Source organism: Tateyamaria omphalii (assembly GCF_019802125.1).
GTDB classification, from domain to species: domain Bacteria; phylum Pseudomonadota; class Alphaproteobacteria; order Rhodobacterales; family Rhodobacteraceae; genus Tateyamaria; species Tateyamaria omphalii_B.
This window is the reverse complement of the sequence record NZ_JAHVHT010000002.1, coordinates 588,467-614,505: the sequence shown is the minus strand read 5'-3', so window position 1 is coordinate 614,505 and position 26,039 is coordinate 588,467. Positions and strand designations below refer to the sequence as shown.

At 62.2% G+C, this 26,039-nt stretch carries 25 protein-coding genes; 9 read left to right on the top strand and 16 right to left on the bottom strand.

Translation table 11 applies throughout. The features are described 5' to 3' along the window. Positions 1–10: 10 nt before the first annotated feature. The 5 genes from KUV51_RS11960 to KUV51_RS11940 are packed head-to-tail and all read left to right on the top strand — an operon-like array spanning position 11 to position 4,828. A complete protein-coding gene (locus KUV51_RS11960) occupies positions 11–1,045 on the top strand; it encodes a LacI family DNA-binding transcriptional regulator (RefSeq protein ID WP_222521850.1) in 1,035 nt (344 codons plus the stop codon). Next, complete coding sequence (locus tag KUV51_RS11955) at positions 1,042–2,250, top strand: winged helix-turn-helix domain-containing protein (RefSeq protein WP_222521849.1); 1,209 nt, start codon at positions 1,042–1,044, stop codon at positions 2,248–2,250. Before KUV51_RS11960 ends, KUV51_RS11955 begins: the two co-directional genes overlap by 4 nt. A 37-nt stretch (positions 2,251–2,287) precedes the next feature. Further along, positions 2,288–3,037: a 5-oxoprolinase subunit B family protein gene (locus KUV51_RS11950; RefSeq protein WP_222521848.1), complete on the top strand. Its 750-nt coding sequence runs from the start codon at positions 2,288–2,290 to the stop codon at positions 3,035–3,037. Next, positions 3,034–4,056 carry a biotin-dependent carboxyltransferase family protein gene (locus KUV51_RS11945; RefSeq protein WP_222521847.1) on the top strand — a complete coding sequence of 341 codons (1,023 nt, stop codon included), beginning with the start codon at positions 3,034–3,036 and terminating at the stop codon, positions 4,054–4,056. Before KUV51_RS11950 ends, KUV51_RS11945 begins: the two co-directional genes overlap by 4 nt. Before the next feature lie 4 nt (positions 4,057–4,060). Next, positions 4,061–4,828 (top strand): LamB/YcsF family protein, encoded by a 768-nt coding sequence (locus KUV51_RS11940; RefSeq protein ID WP_222521846.1) that lies wholly within the window; start codon positions 4,061–4,063, stop codon positions 4,826–4,828. A gap of 11 nt (positions 4,829–4,839) precedes the next feature. Here KUV51_RS11940 and KUV51_RS11935 read toward each other — a convergent pair whose 3' ends face one another. Then, positions 4,840–5,400, bottom strand: coding sequence for a TetR/AcrR family transcriptional regulator (locus tag KUV51_RS11935; RefSeq protein ID WP_222521845.1), 561 nt, complete (start codon positions 5,398–5,400; stop codon positions 4,840–4,842). A gap of 118 nt (positions 5,401–5,518) precedes the next feature. Between KUV51_RS11935 and KUV51_RS11930 the strand changes: the two genes are divergently transcribed. Next, positions 5,519–6,190 (top strand): cupin domain-containing protein, encoded by a 672-nt coding sequence (locus KUV51_RS11930; RefSeq protein ID WP_222521844.1) that lies wholly within the window; start codon positions 5,519–5,521, stop codon positions 6,188–6,190. Beyond that, positions 6,187–7,239, top strand: a complete 1,053-nt coding sequence (locus KUV51_RS11925) for a flavin monoamine oxidase family protein (RefSeq protein WP_222521843.1) — start codon at positions 6,187–6,189, stop codon at positions 7,237–7,239. Before KUV51_RS11930 ends, KUV51_RS11925 begins: the two co-directional genes overlap by 4 nt. Here KUV51_RS11925 and KUV51_RS11920 read toward each other — a convergent pair. The 8 genes from KUV51_RS11920 to KUV51_RS11885 form a co-directional block, all read right to left on the bottom strand. Continuing rightward, positions 7,236–8,525, bottom strand: coding sequence for a nucleotide sugar dehydrogenase (locus tag KUV51_RS11920; RefSeq protein ID WP_315898823.1), 1,290 nt, complete (start codon positions 8,523–8,525; stop codon positions 7,236–7,238). The genes KUV51_RS11925 and KUV51_RS11920 overlap by 4 nt on opposite strands. Positions 8,526–8,628: 103 nt before the next feature. Continuing rightward, positions 8,629–9,495, bottom strand: a complete 867-nt coding sequence (locus tag KUV51_RS11915; RefSeq protein ID WP_222521842.1) for a sugar phosphate isomerase/epimerase family protein — start codon at positions 9,493–9,495, stop codon at positions 8,629–8,631. After that, positions 9,492–10,403: an NAD(P)-dependent oxidoreductase gene (locus KUV51_RS11910; RefSeq protein ID WP_261385794.1), complete on the bottom strand. Its 912-nt coding sequence runs from the start codon at positions 10,401–10,403 to the stop codon at positions 9,492–9,494. The genes KUV51_RS11915 and KUV51_RS11910 overlap by 4 nt, the downstream gene beginning before the upstream one ends. A gap of 149 nt (positions 10,404–10,552) precedes the next feature. Beyond that, positions 10,553–11,563: a Gfo/Idh/MocA family protein gene (locus tag KUV51_RS11905; RefSeq protein WP_222521841.1), complete on the bottom strand. Its 1,011-nt coding sequence runs from the start codon at positions 11,561–11,563 to the stop codon at positions 10,553–10,555. Continuing rightward, complete coding sequence (uxuA, locus tag KUV51_RS11900; RefSeq protein WP_222521840.1) at positions 11,560–12,753, bottom strand: mannonate dehydratase; 1,194 nt, start codon at positions 12,751–12,753, stop codon at positions 11,560–11,562. The genes KUV51_RS11905 and uxuA overlap by 4 nt, the downstream gene beginning before the upstream one ends. Then, on the bottom strand, positions 12,750–13,793 hold the full coding sequence (locus tag KUV51_RS11895; protein WP_222521839.1) for a Gfo/Idh/MocA family protein: 1,044 nt from the start codon (positions 13,791–13,793) through the stop codon (positions 12,750–12,752). The genes uxuA and KUV51_RS11895 overlap by 4 nt, the downstream gene beginning before the upstream one ends. Then, the gene (locus tag KUV51_RS11890) at positions 13,790–14,797 is read right to left on the bottom strand and encodes a Gfo/Idh/MocA family protein (protein WP_222521838.1); all 1,008 of its coding nucleotides are present in this window, start codon (positions 14,795–14,797) and stop codon (positions 13,790–13,792) included. The genes KUV51_RS11895 and KUV51_RS11890 overlap by 4 nt, the downstream gene beginning before the upstream one ends. Next, positions 14,794–15,819: a Gfo/Idh/MocA family protein gene (locus tag KUV51_RS11885; protein WP_222521837.1), complete on the bottom strand. Its 1,026-nt coding sequence runs from the start codon at positions 15,817–15,819 to the stop codon at positions 14,794–14,796. Before KUV51_RS11885 ends, KUV51_RS11890 begins: the two co-directional genes overlap by 4 nt. Before the next feature lie 90 nt (positions 15,820–15,909). Between KUV51_RS11885 and uxaC the strand changes: the two genes are divergently transcribed. Continuing rightward, positions 15,910–17,265, top strand: coding sequence for a glucuronate isomerase (gene uxaC / locus KUV51_RS11880; protein WP_222521836.1), 1,356 nt, complete (start codon positions 15,910–15,912; stop codon positions 17,263–17,265). 3 nt (positions 17,266–17,268) lie between these two features. Beyond that, the gene (locus KUV51_RS11875) at positions 17,269–18,456 is read left to right on the top strand and encodes a mannitol dehydrogenase family protein (RefSeq protein ID WP_222521835.1); all 1,188 of its coding nucleotides are present in this window, start codon (positions 17,269–17,271) and stop codon (positions 18,454–18,456) included. On the opposite strand, the gene KUV51_RS11870 is transcribed toward KUV51_RS11875, so the two are convergent. From KUV51_RS11870 to KUV51_RS11840, 7 genes are read right to left on the bottom strand one after another with little or no spacing between them, the layout of a single operon-like run. Continuing rightward, a complete protein-coding gene (locus KUV51_RS11870) occupies positions 18,453–19,331 on the bottom strand; it encodes a sugar kinase (protein WP_222521834.1) in 879 nt (292 codons plus the stop codon). The two genes, KUV51_RS11875 and KUV51_RS11870, sit on opposite strands and share 4 nt — an antisense overlap. Next, on the bottom strand, positions 19,328–20,221 hold the full coding sequence (locus tag KUV51_RS11865) for a DMT family transporter (protein WP_315898822.1): 894 nt from the start codon (positions 20,219–20,221) through the stop codon (positions 19,328–19,330). The genes KUV51_RS11870 and KUV51_RS11865 overlap by 4 nt, the downstream gene beginning before the upstream one ends. 3 nt (positions 20,222–20,224) lie before the next feature. Continuing rightward, positions 20,225–21,112, bottom strand: coding sequence for an NAD(P)-dependent oxidoreductase (locus tag KUV51_RS11860; RefSeq protein WP_222521833.1), 888 nt, complete (start codon positions 21,110–21,112; stop codon positions 20,225–20,227). A gap of 1 nt (position 21,113) precedes the next feature. Beyond that, the gene (locus tag KUV51_RS11855; RefSeq protein ID WP_222521832.1) at positions 21,114–22,010 is read right to left on the bottom strand and encodes a phytanoyl-CoA dioxygenase family protein; all 897 of its coding nucleotides are present in this window, start codon (positions 22,008–22,010) and stop codon (positions 21,114–21,116) included. Continuing rightward, positions 22,010–23,509 (bottom strand): UxaA family hydrolase, encoded by a 1,500-nt coding sequence (locus KUV51_RS11850; RefSeq protein WP_222521831.1) that lies wholly within the window; start codon positions 23,507–23,509, stop codon positions 22,010–22,012. The genes KUV51_RS11855 and KUV51_RS11850 overlap by 1 nt, the downstream gene beginning before the upstream one ends. 9 nt (positions 23,510–23,518) lie before the next feature. After that, entirely contained in the window at positions 23,519–25,141 is a 1,623-nt protein-coding gene (locus KUV51_RS11845) for a TRAP transporter large permease subunit (protein WP_222521830.1), read from the bottom strand. Between the two features lie 3 nt (positions 25,142–25,144). Continuing rightward, positions 25,145–25,987: a TRAP transporter small permease subunit gene (locus KUV51_RS11840; RefSeq protein ID WP_222521829.1), complete on the bottom strand. Its 843-nt coding sequence runs from the start codon at positions 25,985–25,987 to the stop codon at positions 25,145–25,147. Positions 25,988–26,039 lie beyond the last annotated feature (52 nt).

Genomic DNA, 26,039 nt, shown 5'->3' with positions numbered 1-26,039 from the left:
AGGACTGCCCTTGACTGATCGCCCTGCTCGCCCGCTCACCTTGCGCGATGTGTCTGCAGCCTCAGGTGTTTCGGAAATGACCGTCAGCCGCGTGCTCCGCAATCGGGGCGATGTGTCTGAAGCAACACGCAAAAAAGTGCTCGAAGCGGCAAAGACACTGGGATACGTGCCAAACCAGATTGCGGGCTCTCTCGCATCACAGCATGTGAACCTTGTGGCGGTGATCGTGCCATCCCTCAGCAACATGGTGTTTCCCGAAGTGCTGACCGGGATCAACCAGGTATTGGAGGACACACCCCTTCAACCCGTCTTCGGCGTCACCGACTACATGCGCGACAAGGAAGAGCGGGTGCTGTACGAAATGCTGTCCTGGCGACCCTCCGGCGTGATCATCGCGGGCCTCGAACACTCCGATGCGGCACAAGCCATGCTGCAAAACGCCGGTATCCCCGTGGTCGAGATCATGGATACAGACGGCAACCCGGTCGACAATATGGTCGGTATCTCGCATCGGCAGGCAGGCCTCGATATGGCCAAGGCGATCCTCAAACAGGGGTATTCCCGCATCGGGTTCATGGGCACCTCCATGCCCCGCGACCATCGCGCCCGCAAACGGTTCGAGGGTCTGACCGAAGGTCTTGCCAAAGCCGGTATCGAAATAGAAGCCCGTGACTTCTATGAAGGGGGTTCGGCTCTCGCCAAGGGGCGCGAAATGACCAAGACGATGTTGGACGCAAACCCGGATCTCGATTTCCTGTACTATTCCAACGACATGATCGGTGCCGGTGGCCTGCTCTACCTGCTGGACGAGGGGATCGACGTGCCCGGACAGATCGGCCTTGCCGGCTTCAACGGGGTCGAACTGCTGCAAGGGTTGCCACGCCAGTTGGCGACGACAGACGCTTGCAGGCTTGAGATCGGACGCGCCGCGGCCGAGATCATCCGTGATCGCAACACGGAAGGCGCAGATCAGGCGCCCAAGCATATCACGCTCACGCCCACCATTTCCTACGGTGACACGCTGCGCCGCGCCTTGCGGGCGTGACGCAGTACACGCTGAGCAACGGCCAAGCCCGCCGCGTTTTTCTGGATCGCCACGGGCTGTCCGACACACCGGCGGGGAGAGCGCACGGGACCGCCCTGCTGGACGTGATCACGCAGCTCGGATTTGTGCAGCTTGACAGCATCAACACCGTCGCTCGTGCCCATGATCTGATCCTGTTTTCGCGAAAGCCACGCTATCGCCCCAAGAACCTGAAAAATCTCTACGAACGCGACCGGGCCCTGTTTGAACACTGGACGCACGATGCGGCCGTCATCCCGGCCACATTCTATCCCTACTGGCACCTGCGCCGGGAACGTGACGCCGCCCGCCTGCGCGAGAAATGGAGCGCGTGGCGACGCGAGGGGTTCGAAGCGAAATTCCAGCCGGTCCTCGATCAGATCCGCGAGCGGGGACCCTGCTGTTCCGGCGATGTGGGAGAGGGCGAAAAACGCGGATCCGGCGGTTGGTGGGACTGGCACCCTTCGAAAACGGCGCTCGAATACCTTTGGCGCAGCGGGTCCCTGCAAGTGGTCAAACGCGAGGGGTTCCAGAAATACTACGACCTGACCGAGCGCGTGCTGGATGCACGCACGATTGGTAACGCGCCCGACATTGAGGAAACCATCGACTGGTGCTGCCGCGAGGCACTGGATCGGCTGGGATTTGCGACCCATGGCGAACTCGCCGCGTTCTGGGATCACATCAGCCCGGCGGAGGCCAAGGCATGGTGCGCTCGGGCGCTCGAAACCGGTCGCATCATCGAGGTGCAGGTGACGGGGGCGGACGGATCATTGCGTCCGGCCTATGCCTGGCCGTCCCTGCCGGATGACCCCGCACAGGGGCGCGAACCCACATCACGCTTGCGCGTCCTAAGCCCCTTTGACCCAGCCCTGCGCGACCGCAAGAGGGCCGAGCGGCTCTTTGGATTTTTCTACCGGATCGAGATTTTCGTGCCGGAACCCAAACGCACCTATGGCTACTACGTCTTCCCTCTGCTCGAAGGCGACCGCGTTGTGGGACGTGTCGACATGAAAGCGCACCGCGCCGATGACGTGTTGCGCGTGCGCGCCCTCTGGCCTGAGCGCAAGGTCCGTTGGGGCAAGGGGCGGCAAGCAGCGTTCGAAGCCGAGCTTGACCGCATCTCGAAACTCGCTGGTGTGTCATCCATCGCTTTTGACGACGGATGGCTACGCACCACGCTTTAGCGTTGCGCCCGCGGGCACAGAGCGTACCCTGCCGACGATGACATCCGACACCGCATACACACCGCGCATCCGATCCGTTGGACTGGACGGCGTGCTTGTCACCTTTGGCGACACCGCAACGGATGCTTCAAACCGCGCGGCGATAGCTTTTCGCAGTGCGGTGGACGCGCAGGGCTGGGACATCATCGCCGAAAGCAGCAGCACCCTTGTGTCGGCGTTCTTCCGCATTGATTTGGCAGAGCATCGCTTTGACGACATTTCGCATCGTCTGCACGACGTGCTGGCAACACAGGACTGGAACGCAGCCACCCTTCCCGCAGGCCGGACCCTCTGGACCATTCCTGCCACCTTCGGCGGCGACCGCGCCCCTCAACTGGCCGAAGCGGCAGAGGCTGCGGGGCTCAGCGAAGCGGATGCACTGCGAGATCTGACCTCAACCCGGCTACGGGTGTTGACCCTCGGATTTGCGCCCGGCCAACCGTATCTCGGCACCCTTGACAAAACGTGGAATATCCCGCGCCAGAAAGAACTGACACCGAATGTCCCAGCGGGCGCGCTGGTCGCGGCCGTGCGCCAGATCTGTCTGTTTGCCAAAGACACACCCACCGGCTGGCGCCATGTCGGGCAAAGTGCGTTCAAGTGTTTCCGTCCCCGCGGGGACACCCCCTTCCCCCTTGCCCCCGGCGATGAGGTGCAGTTCGCGGACATTTCCGCCAAAGAGCTCGCGCAGATCGAAGCCAAGGTCAACGACGGCTCCGGCGGCGCGTTGCAGGAGGTCCTTGAATGACGGCCCTGCATGTACACCAAGTGGGCCCGGGCGTTGCGGTGCAGGACCTCGGGCGCACGGGCTATCTGGCAAAGGGACTGACACGCGGCGGTGCGGCCGACCGCCTGGCAGTTTTCGAAGGTGCGGCTCTCTTGCGCCAGCCGGCCCACCTCGCTGTGCTCGAGATGGTCGGCACAGGCGGCACGTTCGAAGCCACCGAGGACATCCGGATCGCCCTGACCGGGGCGGAGATGACGGCCCAGATCGACGGCGCGACCGCAGCTTGGAACGCCAGCCACAAGCTCACGAAGGGTAGCCTGCTCAGCATCGGACCAACCCGCACGGGCACGTACGGTTACCTGCATGTGGGTGGCGGTTTCGCAGCCGAGGTCATGCTGGGATCACGCGCAACGCATCAATCCTGCGGTCTGGGTGATTTGGTGGCCGCGGGCGACCGGCTCCCCGTTGGACAGGACAAAAGCGATGAGGTCGGCCTGACCTTGCCCAGTGACACCCGTTTTGGCGGCGGCACGGTGCGGATCGTACCCAGTATGCAAACCGACGCATTTGCCGACGACACGCGCGCGCGCTTCGAACAGACTATCTTTCGCCGTGACCCACGCGCCAACAGGCAAGGCATCCGAATGGACAGCGATGGCGAAGGGTTCTCCACACCCAAAGCACTCGGCATCGTGAGCGAGGTCATCGTACCGGGCGACATTCAGATCACTGGCGACGGCACGCCCTTTGTCCTGATGGCCGAAAGCCAGACGACAGGCGGCTACCCCCGGATCGGAACAGTCCTGCCCTGCGATCTGCCCCGCGTCGCCCAGGCTCCGGCAGGGGCCGCGCTGCAGTTCCAGTTTGTGACACTGGATGAGGGGGCCGCCATCGAAGCCCGCGCACGTGCGGCATGGGACGCTCTGCCCAAATCGGCAACACCACTGGTCCGCGACCCAGCCAGCATTCAGGACCTTCTAAGCTATCAATTGGTAGGCGGCGCCGTCTCGGCCACCGATACCCCTCTCGACAAAGGATAAGGTTATGCAAGTCGACTTGAACGCCGATATGGGAGAGAGCTTTGGCCCCTGGAACATGGGCGACGATGCGGCCCTTCTGGAAACCGTAACCTCCGCCAACATCGCCTGCGGCGCACATGCGGGCGACCCGGACGTGATGGCCGCGACGATGGGCATCGCCTTGGACAAGTGTGTCGGGATCGGATCGCACCCGGGCTTTGCCGACATCCAGGGGTTCGGGCGCAGGCGCATCGACATGCCGATTGCATCGCTGCAAAACTCGATCCGGTGCCAGGTCGGCGCAACCCTTGGCATGGCCAATGCGCTCGGCGCCAAGGTGCGCCACATCAAACTGCACGGCGCGCTTGGCAACATGACGTCAGAGGACGAAGACATGGCACGCGCCTGCTACGAAGCGGCCCTGTCCGCGCATCCTGACGCGATCATCATGGTGCTGGCAGCCACGGCACAGGAACGGGCCGTACGCTCGATCGGCGCGCGCTTTGCCTGCGAGATCTTTGCCGACCGCGCCTACAACGACGATGCGACGCTCGTGGACCGCCGCAAACCCGGTGCCATCATCCACGACGCCGAGATCGCCGGAAAGCGGATGGTCGAGATGGTCAAGGCGCAAGCCATCATCACCGACAGTGGCAAACGGATCGAAACGCCGATCGACACGATCTGCTGTCACGGCGACACACCAGAGGCGGTTGAAATCGCTGCCTCCGTAAGGCGGACGCTGGAAGCCGAAGGGATCGCGGTCAGGGCGTTCGAGGGACGGACCGCCTAGCATAGTCGCAGTCAAACAGCGCGGGACACAAGCGTCGCAATGGCGGCCTCGAACCGCGCCGGATCGCCCGTCGCCCGGGCCATGATCTGCGCCCCTTCCACCTGCGCCATGGCCGCCTCTGCCTCTGCACGCGGATCGCTGACATGCTGCACACTGCCGTCGGACTGCCCATGGCGGAACACCGTTTCCAACCAAGTGGTGACATCCCGGTGGAACGCGGCAAGTTCTGCCATAGTCTCTTTGGGCAAGGCGGTCTGCGTGACCGAAAGGGCCACGCAAAGGCACAGGCTACGCCCCCCGTCGGACGCCCCGCGATAGAGATCAACGAAGCGCAGCAGTCGTGCGCCCGCCGTCCTGTGGGACGCTGATATCGCCTGCAGCCTGTCCATAAACACGGCCCGGTAACGCTGGATCAGCGCAAGCGACAGATCACCTTTTACCGGAAAGTGATAGTGCACCGATGCCTTGCGAATATCGGCGCTTGAGGCAAGGTCGGCAAAGCTGAACCCGTCAAAGCCACGCTGCCTCGTGAACCGCTCCGCTTCATCGAGAAGATGCGTTTTCGTGTCCATCCATCTACCTACTGGTTGGTGCCTCATTTCCTTCTCTGCAAATAATTGGGGCATAAGTCTTGCGCTTTCAAGCCATTTGCCTACCTATTGGAAGGTAACGCGATGAAAGGCCCGCGATATGGAACTGAATGCCGACTTCACACAGACCGTAACAGTCCTGAACGCAGACAACCCATGGCGCCAATCGCCTTCGGCCGGGGTGGAACGCAAGATGCTCGACCGGATCGGGGACGAGGTCGCCCGTGCCACCACCATTGTCCGTTTCGCCCCCGGCAGCGCCTTTGCCCCGCACACCCATGAAGGGGGCGAGGAATACATCGTGCTCGAAGGTGTGTTTCAGGACGAAGCGGGGGATTTTCCCGTCGGCACCTATGTGCGCAACCCGCCCACCTCGCGGCACACGCCCAGTTCGAAACCGGGTGCCACGATCTTTGTAAAGCTCTGGCAGTTCGACCCCGAAGACCGCCAGCACGTGCGCGTCGACATGAACACGGCGGACACCAAGCCTGACCCGAAGCGCTCAGGCGTGGCAAGTTCCACTCTGTTCGAAGATGCGCACGAGCATGTCGCGCTGGAGTTGTGGGAGCCTGAACTCACCCACCGCATCGAAACAGGTGGCGGAGCTGAAATTCTTGTACTGGAAGGGTCGGTATCGCACGGCGACGCAACCCTTGGCCCACGGGACTGGCTCCGCGTAGCACCCGGCGAGACCAAGAAACTGACCTCTGGCCCGGACGGCGCGCGCCTTTGGGTCAAGACCGGTCACCTACGCCAGATGATCGGCGCGTGACCACAGCGCTGGTTCTCGGCGCAGGGCTCGCAGGCCTTGTCACTGCGCTACGGCTGCATCAGGCAGGTCACGAGGTCACCGTGCTCGAAGCGCGGGACCGCGTTGGCGGGCGTGCTCTGACCGTCCCGCTCGGCAAAGGCGGCATTGACCTTGGCCCCGCGTGGATTTGGCCCGACTATCAGCCCAATGTGATCGCGCTGCTGCGCGAGATGGGCCTCGACACGTTGCCGCAGGACGAGACGGGCGATTTTGTGGTCGAGACCACCAGCGGCCTGCGCCGTGGCGCCTTTCCCAAGCGATACACAGATGCCGCGCGTATCCGGGGCGGCGTTCAGACGCTCGCAACACAACTTGCCGCCGCCTTGCCCCCAACCTCGATCCACTTGAACGAAGAAGTACTTGCGCTTGACCTGCAGGGCCGCCCAAGTGTCACAACCCAGTCGCAAACATGGGATGTTGACGTCGTCATCTGCGCCGTTCCCGGCCCGATTGCTGCGACTTGGGATGTCACACCGAACTGGCCTGCCGCTGTGGCCAAAGATCTCGTGCGCTGGCCCACATGGATGGCGGCCCATGCCAAGATCGTCGTGCAATATGACCGCCCCTTCTGGCGTGAGGCTGGGTTGTCCGGTGGCGCCGTCAGCCATGCAGGACCCCTGTTCGAAATCGCCGATCAATCAGACCCGGAGACCGGTGTGTTCGGTCTGTTCGGTTTCGTTGGCGTTCCGTTCGACGCACGGCAGGATCAAACCGAACTTGTCCAACAATCACTTGCACAGCTGCAGCGCCTGTTCGGACCGGAAGCGGCGCACCCGATCCGCATCGAGATTATGGACTGGGCAGCAGAGCGCTTTACCACAACCTCAGCGGACCGAACGCCACCGCAAGGTCATCCGCCTTACGGCGCACCAGCGCTTGCAAATTCTGTACAGGGACGACTGTTCTTTGCCGGGGCCGAGGTCTCCGCAACCCATAGCGGCTTGATCGAAGGCGCCATCAAAACCGGCGAACGCGCTGCGATGCTGGCGGCAAAGGCGCTGGTCAGCTAGAGCCGCAGATCGCTTTCGTCGGGGCCGAACACCGCCTTCATATCGAAGAGCACGCCATTATCCGCCAAAAGCGCACGCATCCGCGCGGCGCCATGCGCAACTAGATCATCATGGGGCACGGCAAGGATGACGGCGTCATACGCATCCGTATCCCGCAGACTCTCCAACAGAGCGACGCCATGCTCCGCCTGCACCTGTCGCGCATCCGCCCAGGGGTCGTGAATGTCCACCTGCATCCCGTAGCTTTGCAACTCGCCCACCATATCCACCACCTTGGTGTTGCGGATGTCAGCGCAATTCGGCTTGAAAGTGACGCCAAGGATCAGCGCCCGCCCGCCATGCACCCGCGCCTGCGCGCCGATCATGGCCTTGACCAGCAGCGACACGGTATGCTGCGCCATCCCGTCATTGATCTCACGCGCCATGCGGATGATGTCAGGGATGTGTCCGGCCGAAATGCTCTTGTCGATCAGGTAGTAGGGGTCGACCCCGATACAGTGGCCACCAACCAGACCCGGCGTGTAACGGTTGAAATTCCACTTGGTCGCGGCCGCATCCAGCACGGCGGTGGTATCAATGCCAAGATGCGAAAAGATGATCGACAATTCGTTGATCAGGGCAATATTCACATCGCGCTGCGTGTTCTCGATCACCTTGGCGGCCTCCGCCACACGGATTGTCGGGGCCAGATGCGTGCCCGCCGTGATGATCGTGCCGTAAAGCGCGTCGATGACCTCCCCCGCCTCCGGTGTCGAGCCTGACGTCACCTTGATGATCTTCGGCAGCGGACGGTCCTTGTCACCGGGGTTGATCCGTTCCGGGCTGTAGCCTGCATAAAAGTCCGTGTTGAGAGTCAGGCCCGACACCTCTTCGACCAGGGGCAGGCAGTCTTCCTCGGTCGCGCCGGGATAGACGGTGCTTTCAAAGATCACGATATCGCCACGTTTGATCACCTCGCCCACGGTGCGCGAGGCCGAGAGCAGCGGCGCAAGGTTGGGCTGGCGATGACTGTCGATGGGTGTCGGAACGGCCACGATATAGACATTGCAGTCCGCGATGTCCGGAAGGTCCGTGGTATAGCGCAGGTGTCGTGCGGCGCCCAGATCCTCGATCTCTCCGGTGCTGTCGGTGCCAGACTGCAGCTCCGCCACACGGTCCGCATTCAGATCGAACCCGACGGTGGGGCGCATCTTGCCGAATTCCACAGCGAGAGGCAGGCCCACATAACCCAGCCCGATCACGGCCACGCGCATGTCATCGAGGGTCGGCAGGGGTGCTTGGGTCATGTCATGCGCCTTTGTCTTGCGATGCCTTGCCTAGCGGTGCGGCCCGCGCGACGCAATATGAGGACGGCCGTCACCCGTCACAGGCGCCGGCACAAAGAGGTGATCACGGCCCAAAGATGCCCTTGAAGGCGGCAATTGATGCGCGAAACCCCGCCTCAAAATCGCCGTTGCCGGGATGATAGACGCTCTCGAACGAAATCACGCCGTCATAGCCATCCGCCCGCAGCGCATCGGCCATCGGCTGAAACAGCGGCCCAAGCTGACCTTTGCCCATTTCCCGGACCTCAAGTGTCGCGCGCGGCGTGTCGACCTGCACATCCTTGATGTGAATGTGACCCAGATAGCCACCCCGCACCTCCCCATAGCCGTCGGGAACGGCAAGCTCGTGACACCAGCAATTGTTGGCCGGATCCCACAATACCTTCAGCACGTCCTTGGCATCCAGCTCGTCAATCAGCCTGCGGGCGGTGTAGTTGGAGTTGACCATGGTGCCGTTGCCCGTCTCGACGGCAAGGGTGACACCTTCGGCACGGGCCAGATCAACAGCGGGAGCAATCAATGGCGCCACCGTGTCCCAGGCGCCATGGGCAACGTTCCACCGCTCTGCCCCGTTGCTGCCCCAAAGGATCTGCTCTTTCCTTGGCGTCATGATGCGCACCAGCGGGCTGCCCACCACATGCGCCATGTCGATCACACGTTTCAACGCCTCCATATGCTGCGTGTGCAGCACGTCGCCCGGACGGTTGGCCGCAGTCATCCCGGCGAAGACATGGCGGGACAGGCAGGACACGGGTTTCCCGCGGTCACGCAGCAGCGCATCAATCCGTTGGACTTCCGCGCGGGAAAGATCGCCGACCTCGGTATCGCCGACATATTGGAGCTCGGCATAGGTCAGGCCGAAGTCATCCATCACGTCTACGGCATGGGCAAGATCCCGACTGATACCGTCACAAATCACTCCCAGCTTCATCGCGTCACCTTCGCACAATCGCGATGCAACTCGGCGCCCACGATCTCTTCGATCACGCGGGTACAGACCCAGTTGTCGCCATCGGGATAGCGAGTACGCCCCGCGTGGAAAATCTGCATTGCAGACGCTGCCGTATGCAACGGAACGCCCAACTCTTCACCCAGCGCCATGGAAATGGTCAGGTCCTTGTGCATCGTGTTGATGTGGCTGCCCGTACCCTCGAAGTGCCGGTCGATGATCTTTTCCACCGCGTTGTTCACGACACCGCAGCCAGCGGATGAGGTTGAAAAGACGTCCAGGATCACCTGCCCCGGCACGCCCGCCTTTGCCGCCAACGCCGCTGCTTCGAACGTGGCCGCGAATTGCGCCCCGATCAGCGATTGCAAACAGGCCTTTACGGTCTGTCCATCCCCCGGCTTGTCGCCGACCCGGTGAACATTGGCCGAAACAGCCTCCATCACCGGGCGCGCCTTGTCCAAAGCCTCATCCGAGCCCGCCGCCATCATCGTCAACGTCCCCGCCTGCGCACCGGGGTATCCACCGGAGACCGGGCTGTCGATCAGATGCAGCCCGGTGCCCTCCAGAGCAGCACCAATGGCGCGCGCCTCTGCCGGTCGGATGGTCGCGGTCAACAGGATGACCCCGCCGGGCGCCATGGTCTGAACCAAACCGTGTTCCCCCAAGATCACGTTATAGGCTTCGGCGCCTTTCATCACCATGACAAAGACGGCCTGCGCCTTGCGGCCAACACCCGCAGCATCCGCTTCCGTATGCCCACCCATCTCGACAAAGGCATCCCGCCGGTGCTCCAGCAGATCTCTGCCCCAGGTTTCAAATCCGTTTGCGATCAGGTTCTTGGCAAGCCCACTGCCCATATCCCCCAATCCGATCACACCAACTGACATCATCAGCGGGTCCTCCGTTACTGGTTTTCAGGATGGGGTTTCACATCAGTCGCGGATGCCGGGCAGGTCCAGAAGACACCCCCTGCCCTAACGCGGCGCAGAAAATGCTGCGCAGCATGACGCTAGCACAGGATGGCCCCGGCGCGAGGGTTTTATTGACCCACGGCCACCAGGTTCCCGGTCCCGGCCGCCGTCTTGATGGCCTCGATCACCTGCACTGCACGCAGGCCATCGGCGCCACTGACCAACGGTTCTGCCTTGCCCTCGACGACAGTTGCGAAGTGCTCGATCTGGGTCTTCAACGGGTCGGACAGCGGCATCGGCACGCGGGTCTGATCCATCGGCGCCCACCAATCGGGGCCGCCTTTCTGGGTCCACAGGCTCAGGTTCGGCAACGACAGACTGCCCGCGGTCCCGCCGATCAGATAGCTGGACTGCTCCGTCTTGGGATAGGCCGGGTTCTCGCCGGCAGTCAGCTCCCAACTCCACGGACCAAGGGCCACATCGGACAAGTTGACAGTGCCCAGCGCACCATCGGCAAAACGCAACGTGGCAACCGTCACCTCCTCCGCCTCAGCCCCGCGCACCGCATTGCTTTGCATGGCCTGCACATGGGTGATCGGCCCGCACAGGTACATGAGCAGATCAATATCGTGGATCAGATTGATAAACAGCGGCCCGGCCCCCGAGCCCTGTCGCCAGGCCTGTGCATAATAGCTGTCGGGCTTCGGCAGCCAGCACGTGCCCTGTACCGTGGTCACCGTGCCCAGCGCGCCGGACGCGATGATCTCATGCGCCTTGGCCACCAGCGGATTGTGCCGACGGTGATGCCCGACAAGGATCGGCACACCCCCCTTTTCCCCGGCACGCACCACGGCAACCCCCTCTGCCGCCGTGCCAGTCAAAGGCTTTTCGATCAGAACCGGACAATCGGCATCAATCAGTGCCAAAGCCATCTGCGCGTGCAAGTGGTTCGGGACGGCAAGGATGACACCATCCGACTGGGCCGCCAAATCCGAAAGGCTTTTCGCAACGGGCCAGGGCACGTCTTCGGTCAACGCGGGATCGAATACTGCAGAGACCGTGACACCCCGCGCCCGCGCGATGGCGTCCAGATGCTGACGCCCGATCAGGCCGACACCCGCAACGCCGATCCGCGTCATGCCTGCCCCACCCCGACAGCCGCTATGACGCCACGCAGTTCGGCCAACCCGCGCATACGACCGATCAGAGGATACCCCGGCAGGCTGTCACGATCCCGATCCATCAACAGTTCCTGCCCATGATCCGGGCGCATCGGAATGGCATGGTCCGCGCGGCCCTCAGCGCGCCGCCGGGCCTCCTCCTGCATCAGGGCCGAAATGGTCCCGACCATATCCGTATCACCTTCCAGATGCGCCGCTTCAAAGAACGCGGGGCGCGTGGGGTCGGCAGAGGCAAGCCGTTTGGTATTGCGCAAATGCGCAAAGTGAATGCGCGGCCCCAAGCGCCGAACAAAATCCACCGCGTCAAAGTCCGGTGTCACACCCAGTGACCCGGTACAGAGCGTCGCGCCATTCGCCTGCGTATCTACAGCATCCAAAACAGCCTCGTAGTCTGCGGTCGATGACATCACGCGCGGCAGGCCAAGCAGGGAAAAGGGCGGGTCATCCGGATGACAGCACAACCGCAGGCCCAAAGCTTCCGCAACCGGCGCCACCTCACCCAGAAAGTCGATCAGATGGCGGCGCAGGTCATCGGCCTCGATGCCACGATACGTGTCCAGCCGGGCGCGGACGTCATCCAGTGTCCAGCCATCATTTGCACCGGGCAACCCGGCGATCACGGTCCGGGTCAACCGGTCCTTGGCGGCATCATCCATCGCGGCAAGGGCAGCCTTTGCGGCTTCCTGCACTTCGGCGGAATAGTCATCAACGGCCTCTGCCCGCTTCAGCAGGAACAGATCGAAGGCCGCAAATTGCGCCAGATCGAACAGCATCGCCGTGCCGCCATGGGGCAACGGCGCATGTGTCTGCGTGCGCGTCCAGTCGAGGATCGGCATGAAGTTATAGCAAATCGTGCGCACGCCAGCCTCGGTCAGAGCTTCCATGCTGGTCTTATATGCCGCAAGATGTGTCGCCATATCAGGCGCTTGCGTCTTGATCGCCTCGGATACGGGTAGGCTCTCCACCACCTCCCATGTCAGCCCCGCCGCCCGGATCATCGACTTGCGCTCGGCAATAGCGGCGGCGGGCCAGACCTCGCCCGGTGCAAAACCATGCAAGGCCGTGACAACCCCCGTCGCTCCGACCTGCGGCAGATCGGACAAAACCGTCGGATCATCCGGCCCGAACCAGCGCCAGCATTCGATCATGGTTGCCATCCTTCTCGCATCGGGTGGTCAGCGGGCAACGGCAGCGATATGCGCACTTGGTTCCGGTGGGAGGCATAGATGGCCGTAACCAACGAAATAGACGCTACCCCATTCTCCAGCGTGACCGCCCGGTTTGGCTCACCGGCAATGGCTTTGCCAACCTCGCTCAGGAACCCCGCAAAACCGGCAGGTTCCAAGGGCACACCGGCACAGATCGCATCGACATCTGCCTGCCGATCAGGATCACGCGCCACGAATTGCCAGTCGCCTTCACCCGGAGCATACGGATTGGTATGCGACGTTGCCGTCAGGTGTTCATAGACAAGCCGCAGCCGCGTTTCATCTCTCGCCGACCCAAGCGTGATGCTGCTTGTCGCAAGCGCACCGCCTGCAAGCTCAAAGATCAGGGCCGCACTGTCATCGGTCTCAATGAGGTTCACCAGAGTGCCGAGCCGCGCCGTCACCGCTTCAATCGGTGCCATGAACGTGGCCAGCAGGTCATGCGCGTGAATCGCATGGCCCAGAACCGCCCCGCCCTGCTCCCCGGCCCATGTCCCGCGCCACGGCACGGCGTAATAGTCCGCATCCCGGTTCCAATGGGTCTCAAGCGATGCCGCACGGGGCGCACCAACAAGGCCCGCGGTCTGCAATGCGCGCAGCCGGTCAAAGGCAGGTCCGAACCGGTATTGAAACACCGGAAAAACCGATTTGCCCGTGTGCGCTGCGGCCTCTGCAATCGCATCAGCCTGCGCAATCGACGTGGCCAGCGGCTTTTCACAGATCACATGCTTTCCCGCATTCAGCGCGTCGATAGCGACAGGCGTGTGCAGATGCGGCGGCAGGCAAATGTCGATCAGGTCGACATCTTCATCCAAAGCCTCTTCCACCGTGGATAGGGGCGTAATGCGATCACCGCAAAGGGCGGCACAACGGTCCGCATCCTGATCGACCAAATGGGTCACCGAAAAACCGTCAAGCAGATCATAGGCGGCAAGGTGCTGCGCCCCGATCCCGCCACCCAAGATGGCAACCCGGATCATGTGCGCGCGCCCTCGGCCATGGCCTGCGCCTGCAACGCCAATTCCATCACCTTGAAGCAATGCGCCTGCGTCATCGCCGTTTCGGTCCGATGCGCAATGTCGTGGACCAGACGCGCAAAATAGGGCAACCCCGCCTCTCGCGCATCTATCGCGTCGCACCGATCACCGTTGACGAGCAGCAGGTGATCCGTTCCCTCGCGCCCGCCTACATCCACATATTTGCGCAACTCGATATAGCCCTCTGTCCCCAGCAATGTCAGGCGCCCGTCACCCCAATTCGGCAATGCGTCGGGCGTATACCAGTCCACGCGGATGTAGCCCGAGGCTTGGTCAGACCGCAGCGCCACCTCCCCGAAATCCTGCAAACCCGCATCACCGGGGTTCGCATGGTTGGCGACATGGGCCATGGTCACCTGCGCATCGGTCGATCCGGTGAAGTGCAGAAACTGATCGATCTGGTGCGAGGCAATATCCGTCAGTACGCCACCGTATCTTTCGCGCTGGAAAAACCAGTCTGGCCGCGTCGGCCTGTTCAACCGGTGGGGACCCAGACCCGTCGTATGCACCACGCGACCAATCGCACCATCGCGCACCAGCTCATCGGCCAGCGTGACACAAGGCACCTCGAACCGTTCCGAGAAGTTGATGGACCAGATGCGCCCAGTCTCAGCCACACAAGCCTTGATGGCCTCAAGCTGCGCCATCGACGTGCATCCGGGCTTGTCCGTCATCACGTCACGCCCCGCCTGCATCGCCCGAATGGCGACGTCCGCACGATCCGCGGGGATATTCGACACCAGCGCCAGATCAGCGCCCGCAGCAAGGGCCGCATCCAGCGTGTCAAAGCGATGCAGATCCGGGAACCGTTTGACGTAGCCCTCCAGTGGTTGCGGGTTACCCTCGGTCCAAAACCCAAGACAGCGCGCCCCTTGCGCCAGCATGTTCTCGGTCATGCCGTAGATATGCCGGTGGTCCAGCCCCAGCGCGACAAAGCTCAGCGTCATTGGACCACCTCTACTGTTGTTCCGGACCGCGCCGCCCGCTCCATCGCATCAATGACGGCGTGGACATGAAGCGCCCCAGTCGGCGGAGCGATCGGCGGACGCCCTTTCTCGACCGATGTCACGAAATCCTCCAGAATGGACTGATGCCAGGCATGGGTAAATGCCATCGGATCAGCACCGCCACCCGTGTCACCTGCCCCCTCAGGCGACAGGTCCTCGCGTTCACCGGTCAGCCAATCAATACGCAAACTGTCGCCCTCCAGATGTGCCCGCGCCTTGGTGGTCGTCACGGTGATACTCTCCGCCTCTCCGGGATACGCGGTTGTCGTCGCGCTCAAAACGCCCGTCGCACCAGAGCGGAATGTCAGCAGCGCGGCCGCGATGTCCTCTGCTTCCATCCGGTGCAGCGGACTCGTGTGCATCATCGCCTGCAAGGCGACGACCCGGCCCGCCAGCCACAGGCCAAGATCCAGCGTGTGGATCGCCTGATTGATCATCACACCGCCGCCATCGCGTGCATAGGTGCCGCGCCCCGGCGCGTCGTAATAGGCCTGTTCCCGCCACCACGGCACGCGCATCTCGATATGGACAATGTCGCCTAGTGCGCCCTCATCGAGCTTGGCTTTCAACGTTTGCGCGGCCTTGCGGGTCCGATGCTGAAAACAGAAGGCCAAGGGCACATCGGCTTCCGCATAAAGATCGACAATGCCCCGCGCAGCGCCAAGCGTGCGTTCCACCGGTTTTTCCATCAGCGTCGGAACGCCTGCCGCTACCAGGCTTCGAGCATATTCCAAACGCGCATCGGGCGGCGTGATCAGGATCGCACCATCCGCATCCGTATCCAATGTAGCAAGCGCAGCAACTTCGTAGCCGAGCGTCTTAGATGCACCCGCACAAAAGGTGCGCGTGCGCTCGGCATCCCGCCCCAGGACACCGACCAACCGCGCGCCCACGGTATTGTCCCGCAGCGCCAGAACATGCGTCTGCGCGACCATGCCCGCGCCGATCATCAAGATGTCCATATCGGTCCTCCCATCCGTCACAGTGGCGGTATTTCCCGGATGCGCCAAGGGGCATTCGTGCTAGTGTCGCGAAAAAGGGAAAGGGCGGCCATGTCTTTGAAACTGAGCGGGAAAGCGGCGCAGATCTATGACGGGATCAAGGGCGCGCCGATCGTGTCGCCCCACGGTCACTGCGACCCGGCATGGTTTGCTGAAAACACCGCTTTCTCCGATCCCGCGGACCTGTTGGTCATCCCCGATCACTACGTCTTTCGGATGCTCTATTCCCAAGGCGTACCGCTTGAACAGCTTGGCATCGGCATCCCGCCCGAGGATCGCGACCCCAGGGCGATCTTCCGCCTCTTTGCAGCGCACTGGCACCTGTTCCTAGGCACCCCCAGCCAGCTTTGGATCGAGCATGAATTGCGCGAAACGCTGGGCTGCGACCTGACGCTGGGGCCCGACACAGCCGACACGATCTACGACCACATCGCCACTTGGCTGGCGGATGACAGCAACCGACCGCGCGCCTTGTTCGACCGCTTCGGGATCGAGGTTCTGGCGACCACCGATGCGGCTCTCGATCCGCTGACGCACCACACGGCCATCGGCGACAGCGACTGGACAGGGCACGTCATCCCGACCTTTCGCCCGGATGCGCTGCTGAACCCAAGCAGCCCCGGCTGGGCGCGTGAGGTGGCGGCGCTCGGCAGGATGACGGGCCATAACACCTCCACCTATGACGGGTTCCTCGCAGCCCTGCGTGAACGGCGCGCAGCGTTCAAGGCACTGGGTGCAACCGCAACCGACCACGCCATCGAACAGCCCCAAACCGTCTGGCTCGACCAACCCGGCGACACCTTCACCGCACTCCTGTCCGGCGATATGCGCGACGCCGATGCCTTCCACGGCCACATGCTGATCGAAATGGCGCAAATGTCGCTGGACGACGGGCTGGTCATGCAGCTCCACGCAGGCAGCAGGCGGAACACAAACCGCGCCCTGTTCGACCGGTTCGGCGCAGACAAAGGGGCCGACATCCCCGTCTCCGTCGACTGGGTGCGCGGGCTCGAACCGCTGCTCAACCGCGTCGGCAATGACCCACGGCTGACGCTCATCCTGTTCACGCTCGACGAAACGACCTATGCCCGCGAACTGGCGCCGATGGCCGGGCATTGGCCCTGCCTGCGCATCGGGCCGCCATGGTGGTTCCACGACAGCGCGGCGGGTATCGCGCGCTACCTGGATCAGGTGGTCGAAACAGCGGGCTACCACAACCTCGCCGGGTTCAACGACGACACGCGCGCCTTTCTGTCCATTCCCGCGCGCCACGACCTCTGGCGCCGGGCCGTGGCGCTGCACCTTTCGACCCAGATCGACCGAGGCTATTTTTCCACCACAACAGCCGATCAGATCGCCCAGCTTCTGGCCACCGATCTGGCACGCAAAACATACCGGTTGGAGTAGACCATGCCGCGCATTCTGCACCTCGGCGTCGGCAACTTCTTTCGCGCCCACGCCGCTGCCTACACCCAGGACGCAAAAGGCTGGGAGGTGACGGGCGTCAGCTTCCGCTCACCCACCATACGGGATGGTCTGGAAGCACAGGACTACACCTACGCGCTGGTGATCAAGGACGCGAAGGGCAGCCAGATCAAACCGATCACATGCCTGACCGACATGCTGGTCGCACCCGAAGACCCCGATGCCGTGATTGCAGCCATCGCGTCAGAGGCATTCGACGTGATCACTCTGACGGTGACGGAAAAAGCCTACCACCTTGACTGCACTGGGACATTGGACCTGACCGCGCCCGAGATACAAGCCGACCTTGCAGGGGGGACACAAACGGTGGTCGCCAGCCTTGCATGCGGGCTCGCGCAGCGCACGGCTCCGGTGACGGTGCTCTGTTGCGATAACCTGCCGGACAACGGCCAGAAACTCGAAGCTGCCGTGCGCCTCTTTTCAAAAGAAGCCAGCCTGATCCCGGGCTGCAAGGTCACATTCCCCTCCTGCATGGTGGACCGGATCACACCGGCCACAACCGACGCCATACGGCAAGAGGCGAACGACCCCATGGCCGTGCCGACCGAAGCCTTCACCGAATGGGTGATCGAGGATAACTTCGCCGCGGCCCGCCCCGATTGGCCCGGCGTACAATGGGTGCGCGATGTCGCTCCGCACGAGGCGCGCAAGCTGCGCATGCTCAACGGCGCGCATTCCTACCTTGCCTATGCGGGCACCCTGCGCGGCCACAGCTTTGTGCACGAGGCCATCGCCGATCCCGAGTTACGGGCCGTGACGAGAACGCTCATGCAGGAAGCGGCCGAAACACTACCGTCCAGCGTGCAGGACCAGACCCACACCTATGCAGAGGCGCTGGTCCGACGGTTCGAGAACCCCAACCTCCATCACAAGCTCAGACAGATCGCGATGGATGGCAGCCAGAAGCTGCCGATCCGTATCCTCTCCACTCTCTCCGATCGTAAGGGGCAAGACAGCCCCGCCTTGCGTGCCGCTGTGGAGGCGTGGCTGGCGTTTGTTCAAGCCGAAGTCGCCGCTGGCCGCGCGCTGGATGACCCGAATGCAGACCGGCTGGTCGATGCCTGCAAATCCGCCGACCCCAACGGCACGTTGCGGGAGTTGATCGGCGCCTAACGCGGCAGGATCGCGCCCCGATGCCCGATCACCTCGCTCGCAAGGGCGTGCCCTGCGCGCAGCGCCTGATCCTGCGGCGCACCCATCAACAACGCACCCAGATAGGCGCCGTTGAAACTGTCCCCGGCAGCGGTCGTGTCCACAACCTTCTCTGCTGGCGGATAGGCAGAGGTGGTGCCGGTCTCGAGGCACAGCGGCCCGTCGGCCCCGCGCTTCAACGCGCCGGACCGGCCCAAAGCAACAAACCGGTTCGCAACCTCTTGCGCGCTTTCGCCGGTCAACTCCATCTCATCATCAATGGATGGCAGCGCGATGTCCGACAGCATCCACATGGCACTGATCGCCGCCCGCGCGGCATCCGGATCCCCCCACAGACGCGGTCGGTAGTTGCTGTCAAATGCAACGCGCCCACCCGTCTGTCGAAATGCGCGAAGCCACCGGATCAGCGCCGTCCGGGTCGAGGCGGGCAGGATCGCCAGCGTTATGGCTGACGTATAGATGACATCATATGTCTCCAGCACCGAAAAATCGGGCCCCGACGGCGTGGCAAAGACCATGCGCGCGGCAGAGGCATCGCGCCAATAGGCAAAGCTGCGCTCGCCCGCATCATCGGTGGTGATGGCGTACAGCCCCGGCGTCCGCGTCGCGTCGCGCTCAATCGCATGCGTGCCAATGTCTTCGGCTTCAATCGCAGAGATGATCCGATCCGAAAAAGGGTCTGTTCCCACGCGCGTGATGTAGTCGACCTGCAGCGTCGGAGCCGTTCGCTTCAGGTAGATCGCCGTGTTCAGCGTATCCCCCGCGACCCGCACATCGGCGCTGTCACCACGCATCGACAACTCGATCATCGCCTCACCGATGGCTGCAATCTTCATGGCTTTTCCTTTCGCGCCGTGCGCCGCCAGATGATCAATCCGGACACGACAATGATCGCCGCCCCAAGCAGCGTCCAACCATCCGGCACATCGCCGAAAACCAGGTAACTGGCAAGCGCCAGATACAACAAAAAACTATAGGTGTATGGCATCAGCGTATTGGCTGGCGCATAGGCATGCGCGCGCGAGAAAATCTCGTGTCCGGCCCAGCCCCAGATGCCCAGTCCAATCATCAACGCCCACTCCAACGTGGTCTCGGGCGCCGTCCAAACCCAAAAGGCCAGCGGGGCCAGCGTGACAGCACCAAAAGCCCCCATCCAGAACTGCATCGTCTCTGCCGCGACCACGCCCGAAATCTTCCGCGTGATGATCGAATAAAGCGCCAGCGAGAATGCATTGTAGACGTTCAGGATCGCAATCGCGTGAAAGCTCGCATCGAACGGCCGGATCACGACCAAAACACCCGTGAAACCCAAAACGATTGCAAACCACCGCCACGGCCCCACCCGTTCCCCCAGCAAGGGCCAGCTCAGGAAACACACGATGATCGGCGCCGAAAACATGATCGACCCGGTGACGGTCAGCGGCAGGTAGTTCAGCGTGATGAAGTTGAACAGCGTGGCCGAGGCCAGCAGAAACCCCCGCAGCAGCACAAGCCCCATGTGCTCGGATTGAAAACTCGACCACCGTACGCCCTTTCGCAACAGCAGCGCCGTCGAGATCAGGAAATGCGGCAAATACCGCATGAACGCCAGTTGGAACGCGGGCAGCCCCGCCAGCAGCAACCACTTCACCGACGTATCGATCAGCGTAAAGAACGCATAAGCCCCCAGCGTCATTGCGATGCCGAGGGCTGCGCGATCCTCCGTCGGATGAGCGGCAATCGCCACCTGCTACCCCTTGAAGCGGTCGGCGAAGAAATCGACTTGCAACGGTACCATCTCTTCCCCGCGACCCGCGTCAATGGACCCGCGCAGGCTGTCCAGCGTGCTGCCCGACATCATCGACTGCACGCCCGCATCACTGCACATCTGCGCGTAATACCCAACGTCCTTCGCCGCATTCTTGATGGAAAACGCAAGCTGTTGATCGTCACCCTGCAGCGCATATGCAGTCACAAAATCCATCATCCCCGACTTCAGCGGCCCCGCCGACATCACGTCATACAAACCCTGCCGATCCACGCCCATCACGTCCGCAATGGCATAGCTTTCCGCCATCGCATTGGCACAAGCCTGCGCATAGAAGTTGTTGATCAGCTTGATCGTGTGCCCGGTGCCAAGGACGCCGAGGTGAAAGACGTTCTCGCCCAGATCATCCAGCACCGGCTTCACCCGATCAAAGGCCGCCTTGTCCCCCGACCCCATCAGATTCAACAGACCGTCCTTGGCGTGCATTGGCGTCCGCCCGATGGGACAATCCAGCATCGTGCCACCGACACTCGCCACCTCTGCCCCCAAAGCCTTGGTCGACGCGGGCAAGGACGTCCCAAAATCAATGACCACAGCACCCGGCTTCAAACCGGCGATAACGCCCTCGGGCCCCCGCATCCGCGCCTCGACATTGTCCGACGTGTCCATGCACAGCATCACGATGTCGGACCCTTCGGCCACAGCCTTCGCAGATGTCACCTCCACAGCGCCACGCTCCACCGCACGGTCCACATAGGTCCGCGTCCGGTTCGCAATCACCACCAGATCATAGCCCTGATCCTGCAACCGCCCCACCATGGCCCCACCCATCAGGCCCAGGCCGATAAATCCAATCGTCGGTTTGCTCATGTCATGTCTCCTTGGCAGGAATGGTTTGGAAGGCGCGTGTCTTCAGCCCCTTCTGAATCTCATAAATGGAAATCGGCACATCCGGTTGCGGCTGCGGAATGCGGATCGGGATGTCCTTCAGGCGCGGCGTCAGAGTCGGCTCACCGCACAGCATCCGCGTATTGTAATCCTCGATCCCGTCCCACTTGGTCATGCTGCCCATGATGGGAAACGCATCCGCCGCCATCATCTCGTAGAACAGAATGCGCCGCGCCCGGTCGCTTGTGTTCAGAGCTGACCCATGGACGATCCGCCCGTGATGAATGCTGATGGACCCGGCTGGCCCAGTCAGAGGCACCGCGTCCGCCATATCCAGCCCGTTCTCATCCGGCAGCATCGCCCCGGCAAAGACGCCATCCACATGGTGATCGTATACCGGCCCCTTGTGCGATCCGGGGAACACCATCAGCGGCCCGTTCTCCTCGGCCATGTCGTCGATGCAAATGCCGATGGCCAGAATGTCGTCATTGGTGTGAGGGTAAAACGCATAATCCTGATGCCACTCCACCGCCGCGCCATAGCCCGCCGATTTCATGTTCAGCTTGGTCGTGTGCAGCCGCAGGTTCGGCCCAACCAAGTCCCGCGCCGGGGCCAAGACATGATCCGAGTACATCAGCTCGCGAAACACATCCGAGATCGTATGAGGCAGCTTGATCCGCCGTAGACGCGGCTCCTTCGGCGTGTGGCTATCCTCCAGATCAAGCCGATCATTGCTCTCGGTCATAGCAGCCGCTTCATCTTCGAAGCGCACAATCTCATCGCGGATCCTGGTCAGCCACTCATCCGGTATCCGGTTCTCAACCAGCAGATAGCCATGTTCCTCGTAGTGCGCTTTCTGTTCAGCGGTTAGACACTCCATCACATCACCGCCCCGATCTGCCAGGGCACGAACTCATAATCGCCCAAGCCCTGCGCTTCGGATTTCGACATCTCGCCCGAGGCCACGCGCAGGAACAGCTCGTAGATCTCGCGCCCCTTCTCCTCCAAAGAAACGCCATCGCTTAGCATGGCACCGGCATTCACATCCATGTCCTCGATCATCCGACCGTACATTTCCGTATTGGTCGCCACCTTGATCGTCGGGCTGGGTTTCGAGCCAAAGGCAGACCCGCGTCCCGTAGTGAAACACACCAGATTGCAGCCCCCCGCAATCTGCCCGGTCACACTCGCAGGGTCGTATCCAGGCGAATCCATGAAGGTGAATCCACGCGCCCGTACTTGCTCGGCGTATTTGTAAACGCCAGCCAGAGGCGTCGTCCCGCCCTTCGCCGCAGCCCCCAGCGACTTCTCCAGAATGGTAGTCAACCCACCGGCCTTGTTGCCGGGGCTCGGGTTGTTGTCCATCGACCCCTTGTTGCGGGCAGTATAATCCTCCCACCAGCGGATCAGATTGAGCAGCCGCTCGCCGGTGGCCTGATCCACCGCACGGGCCGTCAGCAAATGCTCCGCCCCATAAATCTCCGGCGTCTCTGCCAGCACACCCGTGCCACCCTGCGCCACCAGCAGATCGGTGGCATAGCCCAAAGCCGGGTTCGCCGTGATGCCAGACCACGCATCCGACCCGCCACATTGCAGCGCCACCTTCAACTCCGATGCCGGGCAAGGCTCCCGCGTCGCCTGATTGGCCAGCGGCAGCATCGCCGCCACCTTCTCGATCCCCTTCTCAACCGTCCGGCGCAGCCCGGCGACCGACTGAATGTTCATCGTCTGAAACAGCCGCCCCTGCTTCAGCCCGTAGGCCTCCAGCAGCCAGTCAATCTGGTTCATCTCGCACCCCAGACCGACCATCAGCACACCGGCATGGTTCGGATGCCGCGCATAGCCCCACATCACCCGCTGCAACGCCTCGAACCCGTCGCCATCGCCCGCCATGCCGCAGCCGGTCCCATGAACAAAGGCGACGACGCCATCGACATTCGGATATTCCGCCAGCATCTCAGGCGTGAAATGCGCCGCAATCATCCGCGCCGCCGTGGCCGAACAGTTCACCGAGGTCACGATAGCAATGTAGTTCCGCGTCCCCACCTGCCCGTTCTCGCGCCGATACCCCATGAACATATCGCCAGAGGCAGGCTCAACTGGCCGCAGGTTCGTCGCAAACTCATAGGCCACGTCGGTGCCGCGAAACTCGACGTTATGGGTATGTACGTGATCGCCTGCCGCAATGTCCTCGGCCGCGTAGCCAATCACCTGCGCATACTTCCGAATGGGCTCCCCCTTCGCCATATCCCGCAGAGCAATCTTATGCCCCGACGGGATCAGCGCACGGGTACGCACGCCCTCAACCTCGACCCCGACTTCAAGCGCGCGGGTCGCCGTCACGACGCTGTCGGACGGATCAAGGCGAATGGCATCCATGACGTTCTCCTAAAGCAGGATGGACACGATAGGCGGCCAGATCAGCAGCACCGACAGGGCAATCAACTGGATCCCGATAAAGGGCAGGAACCCCTTGAAGATATCGGTCAGCTGAATGTGCGGCGGCGCCACGGATTTCAGGTAGAAGGCCGCGGGACCAAAGGGCGGCGAAAGGAAGCTCACCTGCATGTTCATACAGAATACCACACCGAACCAGATCGCCACGTGACGCGGGTTCAACTCGCCAAAGAGGCCAATCTCATCAATCGGCAGCTTCAGCACGATGGGCAGGAACACGGGGATGATCAGCAACACGATGCCAACCCAATCCATGAACGCCCCCATGAACAGCAGGATCAGCATCATAAACAGGATCACGGCCATCGTCGGCAGTTCGGAGCCCACAATGAAGTCGGCCACGTAAGTCGGCCCACCCGCGATGGTATACGCACCGGCCAGCGCCGTCGCACCAATGGTCACCCAGATGATCGTGCCGGTCGATTTCAGGGTCCGCATCAGCGAATCCCACACCAGTTCGAACGACGCCTCGCCCCGGAAACACGCGATGATGAACACGGCCATCGCGCCCATGCCAGCGGCCTCGGTGATGCCCGTGATCCCGCCATAGATGGACCCCATGACAACCCCGATCACCACGATGGGCGGCACCAGCCCCTTGCCCATCGACCAGCCCAGCGCCGTGCGCGTGCGGCCAAAGACGCCAAAGATCAGGGCCAAAGCGATGGCGAGCGTTACACCGAAATAGGTGATGAAGGGCGCAGTCCCGAACCGCGCCTGCTCTCCCGTCGCAGCGGCGTTGGAACCGGAGAATTCGAAGAACATCGCCCGCAGCATCAAGGCCGCGGCAAAGCCCGCGACCACGACCGTCAGGAAGGCCAGGAACAGCATCCCCTTCTCGCCGCCTGCGGGTTCGCTCTCATCCGGCTCGGGCAGCGGCGCATCCTCGGGGCGCAACTGCGTGCGGATGATAATGTAGATGATGATAAACGACGCCAGCATGAAGCCGGGGATAAAGGACGCGGTAAACAGCGCCTTGATCGACGTCTCGGTGATCAGACCATAGATGATCAAGACGATCGACGGTGGGATCATGGTCCCCAGCGACCCCGACGCACAGATCACACCGATGGCGAGGTTCTGATTGTACCCCAGCCGCAACATCTGCGGCAGCGCGATCAGGCCCAGCAGCACAACTTCGCCCCCGATGATCCCCGACATCGCGGCCATGATAACCGCCATGATCGACGTCACGATGGCAATGCCACCACGGGTGCGGTTCAGCCAGATGTTCAGGGACGAATACATCTCCTTGGCGATGCCCGACCGCTCCAGCAGGGCCGCCATGAAGATAAAGAGCGGAATGGATATGAGTACATAATCCGTTAAGAGCCCGTATATTCGTTGGGCGAGGATATTGAGCGGCCCCGCCCCGGGCCTTCCAGTCAGAATACCATCGCCAAAGGTCCACGGCGCCAGCAGCAACTCCGGCTCGAACTTCATGACCAACACGCCCACGGCGAGGATGGCAGACGCCAGCCCAAGCGGCATACCAATGGCCAGCAGCAGGATCAGGCCCAGCATCAGGACCAGTGAAATCGTTCCGATATCCATGACCTATTTCCCTGCCACTTGCGCCTTGATGCGCTCAATTTCTTCTTCGTCGAGGTCCTCGCCGCCGTAGTGGACCTCTTCCTTGTTCCAATCGGAGATCAGGTTGATGACAGCCTGAATGGCGACCATGCCCACGACAAACAGCACCATCGGCTTCATCGTGGCCGGGATCGGCGGGTCAAAGGCGGTGCCGAAAGTCTCCCAACGATAGAACTTATCAAAGGCCTCGCCGTACCCGCCATAGATCAGGAAAAAGGCGAAGGTGACGATCAGCAGGGTCGAAATGCAGTCGAATATGCGCTGCACCCAGCGGGGCACGGCATCGTAAAGCAGGACAATGCGAATGTGGCTGCGCTGTTGCATGGCATAAAGCCCCGCGCACAGAAACACGAAGCCCGCCAGCCATAGGCTCAACTCGTTGGCCCAAAGCGTCGGCCGCTCGAACACGTAACGCAGGATCACCTCGTACAGCATCACGGATGTCAGCAGCACGATCAGCATCATGGTGACGCGACCGATGAACACGGCCAAACGGTCGGCGGCACGCCAGCTTTCAAACTCCATGCCCGCGCGCTGGACTGTGCGGACACCCAGGTAGCCAAAGACCAGAATGCCAAGCGCGGCCAGCCAGTCCACAATATCGGCAAACCCGCCGAACAGACCGCCCAGACCGGGGGTCACGTCATTGCGCCGGAACAGCGCCGACAGCTTATCGAATTGGGACGGGTCTTCGGGGGGAAAGAAATCGAGCGTGAAGGCCGGCATATGCCAGACGATCCAGCCCGCGCAAAAGATGAATGCCAGTGGCACAATCCATTCGATCGGAGTGCCGGAGCGCACCTGCATCACGTAGTCCCCCTGTGGTGTGAAATGACCCGATCACGCTCTCACCCAAGAG